This window comes from Arthrobacter sp. TmtSoilC51, from assembly GCF_055388015.1.
The window spans coordinates 303,266-318,599 of the sequence record NZ_AP035877.1 but is presented as its reverse complement, the minus strand read 5'-3'; the positions used below and the strand labels follow the sequence as shown (position 1 = coordinate 318,599).

General features: G+C 62.0%; 16 protein-coding genes. 12 read left to right on the top strand and 4 right to left on the bottom strand.

Translation table 11 applies throughout. From position 1 onward, the window contains the following. Positions 1-3: 3 nt before the first annotated feature. Positions 4-1,866 (bottom strand): dihydroxy-acid dehydratase, encoded by a 1,863-nt coding sequence (ilvD, locus tag ACZ5G6_RS01560; RefSeq protein WP_498688936.1) that lies wholly within the window; start codon positions 1,864-1,866, stop codon positions 4-6. 86 nt (positions 1,867-1,952) lie between these two features. Between ilvD and ACZ5G6_RS01555 the strand changes: the two genes are divergently transcribed. The 5 genes from ACZ5G6_RS01555 to ACZ5G6_RS01535 all read left to right on the top strand — a co-directional run bounded on the left by ACZ5G6_RS01555 (position 1,953) and on the right by ACZ5G6_RS01535 (position 6,121). Then, the gene (locus ACZ5G6_RS01555; RefSeq protein ID WP_498688935.1) at positions 1,953-2,786 is read left to right on the top strand and encodes a helix-turn-helix transcriptional regulator; all 834 of its coding nucleotides are present in this window, start codon (positions 1,953-1,955) and stop codon (positions 2,784-2,786) included. 178 nt (positions 2,787-2,964) lie between these two features. After that, positions 2,965-3,696: a hypothetical protein gene (locus tag ACZ5G6_RS01550; RefSeq protein WP_498688933.1), complete on the top strand. Its 732-nt coding sequence runs from the start codon at positions 2,965-2,967 to the stop codon at positions 3,694-3,696. A gap of 66 nt (positions 3,697-3,762) precedes the next feature. Beyond that, entirely contained in the window at positions 3,763-4,470 is a 708-nt protein-coding gene (locus tag ACZ5G6_RS01545; protein WP_223937454.1) for a FadR/GntR family transcriptional regulator, read from the top strand. A gap of 136 nt (positions 4,471-4,606) precedes the next feature. Further along, positions 4,607-5,068: a helix-turn-helix domain-containing protein gene (locus tag ACZ5G6_RS01540; RefSeq protein WP_223935450.1), complete on the top strand. Its 462-nt coding sequence runs from the start codon at positions 4,607-4,609 to the stop codon at positions 5,066-5,068. Between the two features lie 168 nt (positions 5,069-5,236). Further along, complete coding sequence (locus ACZ5G6_RS01535) at positions 5,237-6,121, top strand: SGNH/GDSL hydrolase family protein (RefSeq protein WP_223935449.1); 885 nt, start codon at positions 5,237-5,239, stop codon at positions 6,119-6,121. A gap of 3 nt (positions 6,122-6,124) precedes the next feature. On the opposite strand, the gene ACZ5G6_RS01530 is transcribed toward ACZ5G6_RS01535, so the two are convergent. Beyond that, positions 6,125-7,231 (bottom strand): EAL domain-containing protein, encoded by a 1,107-nt coding sequence (locus ACZ5G6_RS01530; RefSeq protein ID WP_223935448.1) that lies wholly within the window; start codon positions 7,229-7,231, stop codon positions 6,125-6,127. A 171-nt stretch (positions 7,232-7,402) separates the two neighbouring features. Here ACZ5G6_RS01530 and ACZ5G6_RS01525 point away from each other — a divergent pair, with 171 nt between their 5' ends. Beyond that, positions 7,403-8,218 carry a CPBP family intramembrane glutamic endopeptidase gene (locus ACZ5G6_RS01525; RefSeq protein ID WP_223935447.1) on the top strand — a complete coding sequence of 272 codons (816 nt, stop codon included), beginning with the start codon at positions 7,403-7,405 and terminating at the stop codon, positions 8,216-8,218. 2 nt (positions 8,219-8,220) lie between these two features. Here the strand turns inward: ACZ5G6_RS01525 and ACZ5G6_RS01520 are convergent, their stop codons facing one another. Beyond that, complete coding sequence (locus ACZ5G6_RS01520) at positions 8,221-8,778, bottom strand: MarR family winged helix-turn-helix transcriptional regulator (protein ID WP_223935446.1); 558 nt, start codon at positions 8,776-8,778, stop codon at positions 8,221-8,223. Positions 8,779-8,898: 120 nt separating this feature from the next. Here ACZ5G6_RS01520 and idi point away from each other — a divergent pair, with 120 nt between their 5' ends. The 6 genes from idi to ACZ5G6_RS01490 are packed head-to-tail and all read left to right on the top strand — an operon-like array spanning position 8,899 to position 14,719. Further along, the gene (gene idi / locus ACZ5G6_RS01515; RefSeq protein ID WP_498688930.1) at positions 8,899-9,447 is read left to right on the top strand and encodes an isopentenyl-diphosphate Delta-isomerase; all 549 of its coding nucleotides are present in this window, start codon (positions 8,899-8,901) and stop codon (positions 9,445-9,447) included. After that, complete coding sequence (locus ACZ5G6_RS01510) at positions 9,444-10,589, top strand: polyprenyl synthetase family protein (RefSeq protein WP_498688928.1); 1,146 nt, start codon at positions 9,444-9,446, stop codon at positions 10,587-10,589. Before idi ends, ACZ5G6_RS01510 begins: the two co-directional genes overlap by 4 nt. After that, positions 10,586-11,491: a phytoene/squalene synthase family protein gene (locus ACZ5G6_RS01505; RefSeq protein ID WP_223935443.1), complete on the top strand. Its 906-nt coding sequence runs from the start codon at positions 10,586-10,588 to the stop codon at positions 11,489-11,491. Before ACZ5G6_RS01510 ends, ACZ5G6_RS01505 begins: the two co-directional genes overlap by 4 nt. 11 nt (positions 11,492-11,502) lie before the next feature. Further along, positions 11,503-13,179 carry a phytoene desaturase family protein gene (gene crtI / locus ACZ5G6_RS01500; protein ID WP_498691719.1) on the top strand — a complete coding sequence of 559 codons (1,677 nt, stop codon included), beginning with the start codon at positions 11,503-11,505 and terminating at the stop codon, positions 13,177-13,179. Continuing rightward, a complete protein-coding gene (locus tag ACZ5G6_RS01495) occupies positions 13,179-13,523 on the top strand; it encodes a lycopene cyclase domain-containing protein (protein WP_223935442.1) in 345 nt (114 codons plus the stop codon). Before crtI ends, ACZ5G6_RS01495 begins: the two co-directional genes overlap by 1 nt. Continuing rightward, complete coding sequence (locus ACZ5G6_RS01490) at positions 13,520-14,719, top strand: prenyltransferase (RefSeq protein WP_223935441.1); 1,200 nt, start codon at positions 13,520-13,522, stop codon at positions 14,717-14,719. Before ACZ5G6_RS01495 ends, ACZ5G6_RS01490 begins: the two co-directional genes overlap by 4 nt. Here ACZ5G6_RS01490 and ACZ5G6_RS01485 read toward each other — a convergent pair. Then, positions 14,714-15,256 (bottom strand): MarR family winged helix-turn-helix transcriptional regulator, encoded by a 543-nt coding sequence (locus tag ACZ5G6_RS01485; RefSeq protein WP_223935440.1) that lies wholly within the window; start codon positions 15,254-15,256, stop codon positions 14,714-14,716. The two genes, ACZ5G6_RS01490 and ACZ5G6_RS01485, sit on opposite strands and share 6 nt — an antisense overlap. Positions 15,257-15,334 lie beyond the last annotated feature (78 nt).

Sequence of the window (15,334 nt, the reverse complement as noted above, 5' to 3'; positions counted from 1 at the left end):
CGCTTAGAGGTTTTCCACCAACGAGACGTCCCGGACGGCGCCCTTGTCAGCGGAGAGTGCCATGGCTGCGTAGGCGCGAAGCGCGGGAGACACCTGGCGGTCACGGTTCTTGGGCTTGTAGCCGCCGTTGACTTCGAGTTTTTCGCGGCGTTCGGCGAGGATTTCGTCGGATACCTGCAACTGGAGGGAGCGCGTCGTGATGTCGATGCTGATGATGTCACCGTTCTCAACCAGGGCGATGGCACCGCCGGAGGCAGCCTCAGGGGAAATGTGCCCGATCGACAAGCCGGAGGTGCCGCCGGAGAAGCGTCCGTCAGTGATGAGGGCGCATTTCTTGCCCAGGCCGCGGCCCTTGAGGAACGACGTCGGGTAGAGCATTTCCTGCATGCCCGGACCGCCTCTGGGGCCTTCGTAGCGGATGACCACCACGTCGCCTTCCTTGATGGTCTTATTCAGGATCATTTCCACGGCTTCGTCCTGCGACTCGCACACAACTGCCGTGCCCTCGAAGGTCCAGATGGACTCGTCCACACCTGCGGTCTTCACCACGGCGCCGTCCACTGCGACGTTGCCGCGCAGCACAGCCAGGCCGCCGTCCTTGGAGTAGGCGTGCTCCACGGAACGGATGCAGCCGCCCTCAGCGTCGGTGTCCAGGGAGGTCCACTGGTTTGATTGCGAGAACGCGGTGGAGGAGCGGACGCCACCGGGAGCCGCGTGCCACAGCGCCTGCGCCTCCTCGGTGGCCTTGCCGCCGCGGATGTCCCAGTCGTCCAACCAGCCGTCCAAGTCGGCGGAGTGGACGGAGTGGACGTCCTTGTGCAGGAGGCCGCCGCGGTTCAACTCGCCCAGCAGCGCAGGGATGCCGCCGGCGCGGTGGACATCTTCCATGTAATAGGTCTTGTCGCCGGCGACGTTCGGGGCCACCTTGGCCAGGCAGGGCACCTGGCGGGACTTGGCGTCCATCTCGGCCAGGCCGTAGTCCACGCCCGCCTCCTGGGCCGCGGCCAGCAGGTGCAGAATCGTGTTGGTGGAGCCGCCCATGGAGATGTCCAGGGCCATGGCATTGTCAAAGGCCTTGGCGGTGGCGATGGAGCGTGGCAGCACGGAGTCGTCGTCGCCGTCGTAATAGCGTTTCACGAGTTCGACGATTGTGGCGCCGGCCTTCTCGTACAGCGCCTTGCGGGCCGTGTGGGTCGCGAGGACGGAGCCGTTGCCGGGCAGGGCCAAGCCGATGGCCTCGGCGAGGCAGTTCATGGAGTTGGCGGTGAACATGCCCGAGCAGGAACCGCAGGTGGGGCAGGCGTTCTCTTCGATGAGGTTGATGTCTTCATCGGAGATGGACTCGTCCACGGCGTCGGCAATCGCGTTCACCAGGTCCAGGGAGCGCACGGACCCGTCTGTCAGCGTCACGCGGCCGGCCTCCATGGGACCGCCGGAAACAAACACCACAGGGATGTTCAGGCGCAGGGCAGCCATGAGCATGCCCGGGGTGATCTTGTCGCAGTTGGAGATGCAGACCAGTGCGTCGGCGCAGTGGGCGTTGACCATGTACTCAACGGAGTCCGCGATCAGGTCGCGGGACGGCAGGGAGTACAGCATTCCGGAGTGGCCCATGGCGATGCCGTCGTCCACGGCGATGGTGTTGAATTCGCGCGGCACTGCGCCGGCGGCGAGGATCGCGTCGGAGACGATCCGGCCCACGGGAGCAAGGTGGGTGTGCCCGGGAACGAACTCGGTGAAACTGTTGGCGACGGCGATGATCGGCTTACCGATGTCCGTGTTGGCGACGCCGGAGGCGCGCAGCAGTGCGCGGGCGCCGGCCATGTTGCGGCCGTGGGTGACTGTTCTGGAGCGAAGTGCAGGCATGGATACCATCCTGCTGATTTCTTACAACAGGTGGAAGACGGTGCTGCTACTAGTAGTGAAAGTACCAGAGTAATAGTGTTGGAGGAATGAAAGACGAGAGGCGAAAGGAACTGGGACTCTTCCTGAGGACGCGCCGCAACCAAGCCCTGAGGTCGGACTATGGTCTTCCTCCAGTGGGCCGAAGCCGGGAGCGGGGCCTCCGCCGGGAAGAGATCGCGTTCCTCTCCGGAGTCAGCGTCACGTGGTACACGTGGCTGGAACAGGGCCGGGATATCAGCCCGTCGCGGCAGGTACTGGAAGCCGTAGCCCGCACGCTGCATTTATCCGACACAGGGCTGGGCTACGTTCTGTCTTTAGGCGGCTATTCGTCCGCAATGCCAAAGGGACCAGTGGCAGCTGACGTGCCCCCACATGTGCAACGGCTCCTGGACGCCTTGGATCCCAACCCGGCATATGCACTGTCACCGGACTGGGGAGTTGCGGGCTGGAACAAGGCCTACGAGGCCCTGTACCCCAACATCGGAACCTTCGACGCCTCGGACAGGAACCTGTTGTGGCTTGTCTTCACAGACCCCTATGTCCGTGACCTGCTCCCCGATTGGGACGTGACCAGCAAACGGTTCCTGGCCGAGTTCAGGGCCGAGACCGGTCAGCGACTCGGCGATCCCGATGTTGAGTTCCAAGTTGAACGGCTTAGGCAAGCCAGCCCGGAATTCCAGGAAAGCTGGGACCGCTACGACATCCTCGGCTTCGAATCCCGCGAGCGGCTTTTCCACCACCCGGCCGTGGGTGTTCTGCAGCTGGAGCACCATCAGGTTTCACCATCTGACAGGCCGGATCTCCACATCGTGGTCTATACACCGGCACCCGGCAGCGACGCAGGCGAACAGATGCGGCGGCTGATGGGGAAAGGGGATTAGCGTGCGCGTTAGCACCAAAACGTGTCGCACATTTCCATTAAATATTTTCCGCTGCCAAATTGGCAGCTAACGCCCTTGCCAATGTCAATCGGGGACCCTTCCGACTATTGACACAACCACGGCAGCCCTTGACACTAAACGCATATACTTGGTTAGTCAAAGGGGGAATTGCTGCCGGATGAGCACACTCAGACCACAATTCATATTTGCGGCACTGGCACTAATGGCCGGGCTCAGCTCTTGCGCATCTGAAGCGCCCAAGCCTGGCGAACCGGAGTCAAGCCAACAGTCCGTAGCGACCGAATCAGCACCGTCCAATGATTCATACGCCAACGTCCCCCAGGACCAAATTCAAGAGGACGGGATGGACGTTGATTTTCTTTGGAATTCAGGGGACCCATTTTACGGATACAACAAGTATCCGGTTGTCGCGCGAGTGTATATCGAGTCCATCGATGGCGGGCGCGCATTCAGTCCGGTTTCCAAACAAAATGTTTTCCCGCAGACTTTTGGCAGGATGACAATCCGCGAAGTTTACAAGGGTGATATCACGCCCGGCGCACGAGTCAGCTATTCACGGGCTGGCGGAATCGTAACCTACGATGACTACTGGAATAGCCTCAATCAGGCGCAGAAGGACAAGATCCTTAGCCTAAACAACGGCGGGAAGCCCAGTGGTACAAAATACGTAGAAGCGAGGGCCACAGACGACATCGACGTTGAAGTGGGCAAAGAATACATAGCACTCCTCTTGCCGCAGTCTTCAGAGGATGGAACCCTCGTCGAATATTCCATAACCGGATATCAGTATGGCCTTCGGGAGACCAAAGGCTCCGGCGCCGGGACAAAGGCACTCAACAACGAGACGCAAACTTGGGAAACCCTTGGCAGCTTTGTGAAGCTGCCCTAGCTTTCAGCGCAACTCCCGGCGTAACAACTTGCCCCACTCTGTGAGCCATGCCATATTCATTCCATGATCAGCCTGTTGGACAGCTGGACTGCTGGACAAACCAAAGTCGTAAGGGTCGGTGCCGCCGAGGCAGTGCTTGCCACTCTGCGTGCTGCCATTGAAGACGGCAGCCTTCCAGTAGGTTCACGCTTGGATTCGGAAGCCACGTTGGCGCAGCAGTTCGGCGTCAGCAGGACGATGGTCCGCGAAGCCTTGAAGTCTTCAAACGCCTTGGGCCTGACCGTAACCCGGACGGGCAAGGGCACATTCGTCATCGCCGACAAAGTTGGCCAGGACCTGAAACTGGGCAAGTACTCGGCGCGTGAACTCCTGCAAGCACGGCCTCACATTGAAGTGCCGGCTGCCAGCTTGGCCGCGGAACACCGCAGCCAGCAGGATGTTGAATCACTCCGGGAAATCCTACGGGCCATGGATGAAGAAGAAGACCTGGAACAGTGGGTCATCCTCAATTCCGAGTTCCACGCGATCATCGCCCGGAGCAGCGGCAATGGCGTCTTCGCATCGATGCTCTCTGATATCGATGAGGCCATGGCCAACCAGTCCAGCACCTTGAACCAGATGGTGGACCGGAGGAAGGAATCCGGACTTGAGCACGCGGCCATTTTCGACGCCATCGAAAAAGGCTCAGCGGAGGATGCAGGGATCGCCATGATGCGGCACCTTCATGGCGTCGAAGGATCGCTTGGGGCTGTCCTGCCGGTTCCGGCGCCCTAAAGCCCCGGATCGAACAACACGGCCCACCACACCATTCGAACGGGTTCAACGACGAATCCGAAACGTCTCATTGCGCCCCGCGGGGTGCCCGACCATAGGAAATGATGACTCAAAAGTCGACCCCTTGGACACGGCCATGACAACGACTTCCATCAACGCCCCCACCCGAACCACCAACAAGACCCGGACCCAACTCACCAGGACCCAAATCCTCAATTACCTCGCTCGCAACGGCGCAAGCAAGGTTTCGGATATCACCGACGGCGTCACAGCCTGCAAGGACACCGTCAAGGCACGCCTCTCCGAACTTGAGGAAGAAGGATCCATCCGGGCCAACGTCCCTGCCGACATCCGCGGGAGAACCACACCCTACTACTCGCTCACCACGGCCGGCCTTCCGGCCGAAACACCAAAAACGGTCATCACCGTGCACATCCAGCACGCTGCTGATGGCCGGCTGACATTGGCATTCGACGACTTCCCCGGACTCACCACCACCGCCCGGAGCTTCGTCGATATCCCAACAGCGGCCCGCAGTGCCGCGTCACGCCTTACAGGCCATCTGGAGGACAGCTTCGCAGTCCACATCCGGTTCTGACCCAACGACGGCGGTACGCACCATCCGAGGGATGCGCGCCTCTGGTGCGGGCCGCCGTCGTTCGCCCGCGTCGTTTTGTGGGATTCCTCCCGCAGTATTGGTAAGGATACTTATTACCAATGCACACAACCCATGGCGTTGCGCCTTGGGAGAGCGCAGTATGGGTGGATGAACGCCACCAGCGCCGATCTCCCGGCGCAGGGTGGTCCTGCCGCATTCGGGACCCGCCTGCACCCGTGGAGTCGCTACGTGGCCCTGGGTGATTCTTTCACCGAAGGGGTAGGCGATCCGGAGCCCGGCAGCCCGGGCGGCCTGAGGGGCTGGGCTGACAGGGTTGCGGAAGAATTGAGCGCGGGGCACCATGACTTCGCCTATGCGAACCTCGCAGTACGCGGACGGCTGCTCCACGAGATCCTGGAGGAGCAAGTGGGCCCCGCCCTAGGCCTGCAGCCGGATCTGATCACGCTCAATGCCGGGGGAAACGACCTTCTCTTCCACAGGAGCGATCCCGACAAGCTTGCCCTTGAACTTGACGCCGGCGTGAAAATTCTGGCCGCCACCGGCGCAACCATACTGCTTTTTGCGGGCCCGGACTGGGGCGCAACCCCGGTGCTCGGACATACGCGTGGCAAAGTAGCCATCTTCAACGAAAACATGCGCATCATCGCTGCCCGCCACGACGCCGTGATCGCCGACCTCTGGGCGCTGCGCCAGCTCACCAACCCCCAGATGTGGGACCCGGACCGGCTTCATTTCTCCCCACTGGGCCAGCACACTATCGCCATGATGGTGCTGGATACGCTCAACGTCCCGCACACCCTGGAGCCAATGATTCCCAAAGCCCTGCCTCCCCGCACTTGGCGGGAGGCGAGGACGGACGACATCGTGTGGGCGCGGGAGCATTTGGTGCCATGGGTTCTTCGGCGTCTCACGCAGCGGCTGGCCGAAGACAACCGACACCCCAAGCGCCCGGATCCCGGACCTGTTTTCGGCGCTGGGATGCCGCCGGGGACGTACGTGGGAACCAACCCACACGACGACGCAGAACCCTAGGAACTAGCCCGTGGGTTGGGCTTCCGCTTGAGCGCGAATGCTCCAGGCGGACCAGTCCAAGGGGTGAACGGAGGGGCGTCCGAGCAGATACCCCTGGGCCGCGGTGACTTTCAGTGCCGTTACTTCCTTGAGTTCCGCTGGGGTTTCGATGCCTTCCGCAACCACCGCAGCGCCAACCTCGCGGGCTAGCTCCACCACTGCCCTGGCCCGGATCCGCTGCCCCTCGCTGCCCTCAATTCCTTCAATCAGATGGCGGTCAAGTTTGATGATGTCCGGGCTCAACTCGCTTAACCGGTCCATGGAAACGAAGCCTGCCCCGGAAGCGCTGACGGCGACACGCAGGCCCAGCGAGCGCAGCTGGCCAAGTCCGTCGTCGCGCGTTTGGCCTTCAAGTGCTTCCAAGCTGCCGGTCAGTTCGACGATGATCCGTTCAGGTGCCAGTGACGCAGCAGCGAGCAGGTTCCGCACCCTTGGGTCGCGGGACGTCGCGGGAGTGAGGTTCAACGCCACGTACATGTCGTTGGGAACATCTTTGGCCGCAGTCAACGCGCAGTGAAGGGCAGCGATCTCCAGTTCGGTCCCCAGGCCCGCTTCCGCTGCCTCGCGGAACCATACGTCCGCGCCCGCTCCGTCCTCACCGACAAACCGGGTGAGTGCCTCAACGCCCACCACGTTTCCATCGGGCAGGGCGTGGACGGGCTGGAAAGCCGTGAGCAGAAGCTTGTCCGCGAGGATCGCCTGGATGTCTTCGCGAACGTCTTGGCTGACGGGAACCGTCACCGTGCGCGCTGCGTCCGAGGACTCAAGGTGGACGCTCGAGGACTCGCGTTGCGCTGCAACGGCGGGCTCTGATGCCGACGTCTTCCGGGTTTCCAGCAGATGCTCCAGCAACGCCCCCTCGGGATCCTCTGGACGGGCTTCCACCAGCCGGCGAAGACTGTTCCTGGCCCCTTCACTCTTGGGATCCGAATCAGAGAGGATGGCATCGATGATGTCCATCACCTGTTCGCGCATCGTCATGTCCTGGGCGGACGGGGACGCCTCGACGCCCTCGGCTGATGGGTGGTCAGCACCGCCGCTCGGTGGAAAAGAGCCCGTTTCTTGAGCCATTGAATATTCCTTTATGAGTATCCCCCGCTGGCTAAGCCAGACATGACCTGGACCCGGAAAAGCATGGGTCCTGCCACGAATCTTACAGAGAATTCGTCCGTTCCAGTTAGGGGTTTGACCCAGTATGGGAAAACCGTGTCGTCCGGCCACCAGCACTGACATGCTTGAGGTGTGACGTCGACTTCCTTGGAATCCCGGACCGCGCTCACCTGGAAGCTTTTACCAGCAGCGCTTCTCTCCGTGTCCGGGGTGCCGTTTTTCGTGCTGGAAAACGATTTAGCCGGTTACGCACTCCTCGCGGCGAGTATTGCCACGGCTGCGTTTATCGACCACGGCTTGATGCGGCATCTGGCGTTGGTCGGTGCTGGAATGGCCATTATCAGCCTGGTGCCGCTGAACGCGGACCTGGGCATCGAGCACATGGCACTCATGGGTGGCGCCTTGGCTTTGGCCGTGCTGGTTCCGTGGCTTGCATCCCGCTTCCTGTATGGCGAAAAGATCATTAAGTTTCCCGTCAACACAGGCCGCAGATGGCCCCTGGCCGCGAAGCTATACCTGGTGGGCGTCGTAGCCCTTGGATACTTCATCCTTCCCGTTTACCTGATCCGGACCGGCGTCTACCAAAACTGGCCGGACGCCTCCGACCCCACTATTTTCTGGCGGCTCTTCCTTGGAGTGAACGCCGTGGGAATTTGGGACGAGCTGTTCTTCATCTGCACCACGTTCACGCTGTTGCGCCAACACTTCCCGGACTGGCTGGCCAACCTGCTGCAGGCTGTGGTCTTCTCGTCCTTCCTGTGGGAGATCGGCTACCAGGCGTGGGGGCCGCTGCTGACCTTCCCGTTCGCGTTGCTGCAGGGCTATACGTTCAAGCTGACGAAGTCCTTCACTTACGTGGTGTCAGTGCATCTGCTCTTCGATTTTGTCCTCTTCCTGGCCCTGGTACATGCGCACAACCGTGACTGGTTACCGATCTTCCTATATTGAGCTCACGTTCCGGCCCCAGGAGCAATCTCCCTGGCCATGTCATCCAGGAAGCGCGTCACCGTTTCCCGTTCCCTTGCGTTCAGGCGCGCTGCCGCCAGAAAGCGCCTGGCTTGCTGACGGCCAACGGTCCGCATGGCCGCCTGGTGAGTGTCAGGAGTGATCGCAATGGCAAGGGCACGCCTGTCGGAGGGATGCGCTTGCCTCGTGATGTGTCCCGCGCGTTCCAACCGGTCGAGCAACTTGGTGGTGGACGCCGTCGAAATGCGCAGGTGCGCAGCAATGGCGCCGGGGGTGGCGATGGCTCCACTGTTGGCACTGACTATCAGGTAGTGGAGGGCGCGCATGTCTGAATGGTTGAGCTTCATGTATTTGAGCGAGGCCTCAGACAGCCGATCTTCGGCATCACGCAGCCTTCCAAGGGCGCTCATCAGTTCACTGATTTGTTGAACATCGGCGTCCGATAGGCCTTCACGGTCCACGAGTTCATGCTGGGGATCGTTGACGTTTACGTCGTACATGCCCGTGGAAACCGAGGCTTCGATTTCATCCGGGCTGTTCATTCTGAGTATGTTACACCTATCTTCCTACATGGTAATCTTCTAGCTAGCTTGTCTAGCTATCTTGGAGTGGATCCTGAAATGGATCCTGAATGTAGAAGGCGTCCGAAGGAAGGCACAGGAATGAACGCGACGGAAATGGTCGTCCTTCTCGACGACGCCGGCCGGCCCATCGGCGAGGTGGACAAAGCAGGGGTCCACAGCAAGGAGACACCGCTCCATCTCGCTTTTTCCTGCTACCTGCTCAACCACGCTGGTGAGCTGCTCCTGACACGTCGGTCCCCCGAGAAGAAGACATGGCCAGGTGTGTGGACCAATAGCTTTTGCGGCCATCCGGCTCCGGGCGAGGACCCAGAGGATGCGGTTCTCCGGCGCGCCCGCCACGAACTCGGAGTGGACGTCAGGCGGATCGAACTGGTCCTCCCTGGCTTCCGCTACCGCGCGGTGGATCCTTCGGGCATCGTCGAGAATGAGATTTGCCCGGTCTATGTTGCACGGATACTGGGACCGCTCAGGCCAAATCCATTCGAAGTCGCTGACTACGCATGGGTCACTCCGGGACTCCTTGCGGAAGCCCTGGAGCGCGCTCCCGCGGTCTTCAGCCCATGGCTTGCACTGCAGTTTCCACAGCTCATCGAGGTTCAGGCCCTGGCGCTCGGAGACCAGGCATGACTGTCATGTCCAGTGCCACCCGCCGGAGCACTGAGCGTAGCAGGACTGATCGCAGCAAGAGTGACCTCTGCTCCGCCATCGAGGACGAACTGGGCGGACTCATGTCCAGCAAGGCTCTCGCGGCCGCCCCTTACGGCCCGGGTTTCGCCAGGCTCTGGGCCATTGCCAGCGAAAATGTGCTCGGCGGGAAATTTGTGCGCCCGTTGCTGCTCATGGAAACGTACGACGCCCTGCAACAGCCTGAAACACGCAGAGACCATCACTCCTCAAACCGGCAGACCGCCATCGGCATCGCGGCCGCCGTCGAGATCCTGCACTATGCCTTCCTCCTCCACGACGACGTGATCGACGGCGACCTAGTCCGTCGCGGCAGGCCAAACCTGATCGGGACCCTCCTGACCGAGGCCGGGTTCCCGGGCGGAGACGACAAGAACCAACAAGCAAAACTGCACTGGGCCCGGACAGGTGGGATCCTGATGGGCAATATGCTGCTGGCGGCTACGCACCAATCTTTCGCAAGGGCTGACCTTCCCCAGGCGTTACGCTTCCGACTCCTCGATCTCCTGGACCACACCATCAATGAGACGGTTGCTGGAGAGCAACTCGATGTTGGCCTGGGCGACGGCATCATCGCCCCCGAACTCGAGACAATCCTCATGATGTGCGGCTATAAGACCGCCACCTATACCTTCGAACTTCCGCTTCGCGCAGCCGCCGCCCTCGCCGGCGCTGAACCTTCCGTTGAGTCGGCGCTCGCGACGGCGGGCCGCCACCTTGGGCTGGCCTTCCAACTCCAGGACGACTTCTTATCCACGTTCGGGGATCCCCGCCAGCACGGCAAGGATCCCTTCTCCGATCTACGTGAGGGCAAGCAGACAGCAATCATCGCTTATGCCCGGATGACCAACGCGTGGCCGGACATCGAACCGTGGTTTGGCCAGCCCGAACTCAGCGGCCCGGAAGCGCAATACGTACGCCGCCAACTCGCCGACTGCGGCGCCGAGGCCTTCGTTCAGGGCCTGGTCCAAGAGCAATTGGCAGACTTCCACCAAATCCTGGGAAACCATGCAGCAGAGATTCCGGAAAGCGCACGCACCGTTTTGATCGATCTCGCCGCGCAACTGGAAGGACGGCGATCATGAGCATCGATATTGATACGTCCTTCACGCACTTCACGCGGACCGCCGAACGCGCCGCCAACCAGGTCATCGCCGCCTATTCCACGTCGTTCGGTCTCGCGACCCGGCTGCTCGGCCCCCGGCACCGCCAGCACGTACGCAATATTTACGCTTTGGTGCGGGTGGCCGACGAACTCGTGGATGGCGTCACTGCCGAAGCCGGCCTGAGCCACCAGCAGCAGAACGACGCCTTGGACCACTTCATTGATGAGACCCATCGCGCGCTCAAGATCGGCTACAGCAGCGACCTCATCATCCATGCCTTCGCCCAAACGGCACGAACCGCAGGCATAGATGAGTCCCTGACAGACCCCTTTTTTGCCTCCATGCGCATGGACCTCGGCGAGCGCGGGGCCCGTCAGGGCGCTCCGCTCCGGTTTGATGCCGAGGCACACCAGGGCTACGTTTACGGATCCGCGGAAGTGGTTGGGCTGATGTGCCTTTGCGTCTTCATGCGAGGTCAGAACATCGACGACGGCGACGCCGCGGCCTTGCGGTACGGCGCCAGCAGGTTGGGCGCTGCTTTCCAGAACATCAACTTTCTGCGCGACCTCTCCGATGACACTGACCGGTTGGGCCGCAACTACCTGGGCACAGCCGATCACCTCGAGGACCAGGATCGCGTGGAATGGGTGAAGACAATCCGGTCCCAGTTGGACGATGCCAAGGCCGTCATTCCCCTCCTTCCGCATGACGCCCGGGCCGCGGTCAGAAGTGCGCTCGCGCTGTTCGCTGCCCTGACCCGCCGCATCGAGCAGACAACCGTTGACGAGCTGTACCATTCCCGTGTTCGCGTTCCCGATGTCTTCAAGGCGGGACTGGCCGCCCGCGCAGTCGCGGCCACCTGGCTGGAGCCCCGCGGATGAGCCGCCCCCGAATGATACGGACAGTGGTGATCGGCGGTGGCATCGCTGGGCTTGCCACCGCAGCGCTCCTGGCGCACGAAGGCCATGAGGTACAACTTCTGGAGCGACTCGACCGCGTCGGAGGCCGAGCCGGAACGTTGGAGCGGAACGGTTTCCGTTTCGACACAGGACCTTCCTGGTACCTGATGCCGGGCGTCTTCGACCACTTTTTCGAGCTGCTCGGAACCAGCACCGCAGAACAGCTCGATCTTCGAACGCTCAGTCCCGCTTACCGCGTCTTCAGCGAACCAAACCACGACGGCGGCCGGCCGGATCCGCTCACCGTCCCGCTGGGCAGCGAACAGGTCATGCGGGCATTCGAGCAGGTTGAGCCGGGCAGCGCAGCGCGCCTCGCGGCCTACCTGGCCTCGGCAAGGCACACGTCCGATATGGCTGAACGCTTCTTCCTTTACAACCCCTTCACCAAGCTTCAATCGCTCATCCAGCCCGAGATCCTGCGCGGCCTGCCGGACCTGGCCCGCCTCCTGCTCACTCCCCTGGAGACGTTTGTCTCCCAGCGCTTTCAACATCCGGTGCTGCGGCAGGTTCTGGGCTACCCAGCCGTCTTCCTCGGCACAGATCCTGCCAACGCGCCTGCGATGTATCACCTGATGAGCGCACTGGATCTTGGCGATGGGGTCCAGTACCCCATGGGCGGCTTCCGGCAACTCGTCGAGCGCCTTGAAGCCTTGGCAGTTGACGCCGGTGTACGGATCCAGACCGGCGCTGAGGTCCTCCAGATCACCACGCGCGAAGCAGCCCTCCCGGGCGGCAAGGGCCATCTGGGCGGTTTGGGCCGCCGTCGTCGTTTGCCTGGCACCGCAAAGCGGGAGGTGACGGGTGTCCGGTGGCGGGAGAAGCACGGCTCTGGGGATAGGCAGCATTTCAGCGTGGCCGACGTCGTGGTTTCCGGCGCGGATCTGCACCATACCGAAACCACCCTCTTGGCCGCTGAGGACCAGAGCTATCCCGGTACATGGTGGCAGCGCCGAACCAGCGGCCCCGGTGCCGTGCTGGTGATGCTCGGAGTGAAGGGGCGGCTGCCGGAACTCCCGCACCACTCGTTGTTCTTCACCAAGGACTGGCAGGCAAACTTCGCGTCGATCTTCGGGGATCAGCCCGGTATCCCGGACCCTGCTTCGATCTACGTCTGCAAACCCAGCGCCACCGACCCGGATGTCGCCCCGCGGGACCATGAGAACCTCTTTGTGCTCATCCCCATCCCTGCGGACCCGGCAATCGGATCAGGCGGCCCGGACGGCACTGGCGACTCCCTGATTGAGAAGACTGCCGACGCCGCCATCGACCAGATCGCGGAATGGGCCAACGTTCCGGATCTCCGCGGGCGAATCGTGGTCCGGCAAACGATCGGCCCCGGCGACTTCTCCCGCGACTACAACTCGTGGAACGGGGGCATGCTCGGCCCTGCGCACACCCTGCGACAGAGCGCGATGTTCCGCGCCCAGAACGCCTCCAAGCGGGTGAGGGGGCTGTTCTATGCCGGCGCGACCACGGCACCAGGCGTAGGCGTGCCGATGTGCCTCATTAGCGCAGAACTGGTACTGAAACGGATTCGCGGGGATCACAGTGCCGGGCCTTCCGTCATCGACTCCAGCCCGCTGAAGCGCACCAACAGCAGGTTGGGCTAATGGGCATTGTTTATCTGGCCGCGCTGCTGGCCGGCATTGTGTGCATGCTGCTGCTCGACCATCGGTTCACCTTGTTCTTCTGGCGTGACGCCAAAGCTGCAGTGACGGTGACCGGCGTCGGGGTTTTGTTCCTGCTCGGCTGGGACTTGGCTGGTATCGGCCTGGGGATCTTCCTGCGTGGCGAGGGTGCGATCGCCACGGGGATGATGCTTGGACCGCAATTGCCCATTGAGGAGCCTGTTTTCCTGCTCTTTCTAGTGCTGTGCACCATGGTGCTCTATACGGGGGCACGGCGGTTTCTTTCGAGTAGACCTGCGAGGCCGCGTGAGAGGGAGAACGCATGACGTACCTGTGGCTCTCGCTCGCATTCGTCACTGTCGCCGCCGTCGCGGGCGTAGCCTTTGCCCGCAGAAGTACCAGCTCCGGCGAAAACAGTCATCACTGGAAAGCAGTTGGGCTTTCCTTCGGGGGCCTGGCCGTGCTGACTGCTGCGTTCGACTCCGTCATGATCGCGATGGAACTCTTCCACTACGACGCCTCACACATTTTGGGCCTGAAAATCGGGCTCGCACCCGTGGAGGACTTCGCCTATCCCCTGGCTGGCGTGCTGGCACTTCCCGGGCTCTGGGTGTGGTTGACGCGGGGGCCGGAAGCAGGCCGGGACAGGGGCCGCAAAGGTCTCGCCCATCAAGCAGTAGTCGCCTCACGCCCCGTCAGTTGGATCAACACGGCCTATCCTTTCGCGGCAGCCATGTTCCTGACCACCCGCGAGGTGGACTGGGTCTTGGTGGTGGGAACGCTTTACTTCCTTATCCCCTACAACCTGGCGATGTACGGCATCAACGATGTGTTCGACTACGCGTCGGACCTTCAAAACCCACGCAAGGGCGGCATCGAAGGTGCCCTGCTCCGGCCCGGACTGCACCGCCCCATACTGTGGCTCGCGACCATTACCAATGTGCCATTCCTTGTGGTGTTGGCATTGGCGGGTAGCCCTGCGACCTGGCTGAGCCTCGGGGTGAGTGCCTTCGCCGTGGTTGCCTACTCTGTAGCAGGACTCCGTTTCAAGGAACGCCCTGTCTTGGACTCGCTGACGTCGAGTACGCACTTCGTGAGTCCCGCCGTCGTGGCGTTGACGCTGGCGGGCGCCGACGCGACGCCGGGGCTGGTCATCCTGCTCGCCGCATTTTTCATGTGGGGCATGGCGGCGCACGCTTTTGGAGCAGTGCAGGACATTGAGCCGGATCGGCAGGCCCACATCGCTTCAATAGCGACAGTCTTCGGTGCCCGGCGAACGGTGCGACTCGCCGTCGTGCTTTGGCTGGTGGCGGGTCTCGCCATGCTGGCCACGCCCTGGCCGGGGCCGCTCGCAGCGGTGATCGCCGTCCCATATATCGCCAATTGCGCGCCCTGGTGGAACGTCACGGATACGACGGCGGCACGCACCAACGTTGCATGGCGCCGATTCATCTGGCTCAACTACGGATCGGGATTCCTGGTCACGCTGATACTGATCCTGCAGTGGAACCTGACGTCATGAAGGGTTAGGTTCCGCATCCTTTGGTTGTTCGCCGGTTGGGTCGTCGTCGATGGTGTCCACGGCCTCGCGCATGTTCTGCAAGAAGTCCATCACCACCCGTGCTTCTTCCGGGCTCAGGGCACTGGCAACGTCCAAAATGCGGCGGTGCATTCCACCCAGAGTGTGCCGGACTTCCTGATCCGATCCGGGGGTGGGGCGCAGAATCAAGGCCCGGCGATCGGTAGGGTGCGGTTCCCGCCGGATGTGGCCCGAGTCCACCAGGCGATCGATCAGCGTGGTCATTGACGCCGACGTTATGCCCAACCGATCGCCCAGGTCCTTTGGCTTCATCACTTTGCCCGCGGCTTCGGCTTCGAAAAGGTACCGCAAGGCCAGCAGGTCCTTTTCGCCCATGCCCATGGCAGAACGGGTCCTCCGACGCATGGCCTGTTCCGAGACGCGATAATCCCGCAGGGCGTTCAGAACATCAACGGCAAGGGCTTTCTGTCCAGGGTCCTTGCCGTACCAATAGCCCTTCGCGTGGCCGTTTGCATCCATCCCTGATCCTTCGATAAGCGTGAAGCTTGTTTCCCTAGCTTCTGATACTAAGTCAGGGTGCTGGGCGAACGCATTTAC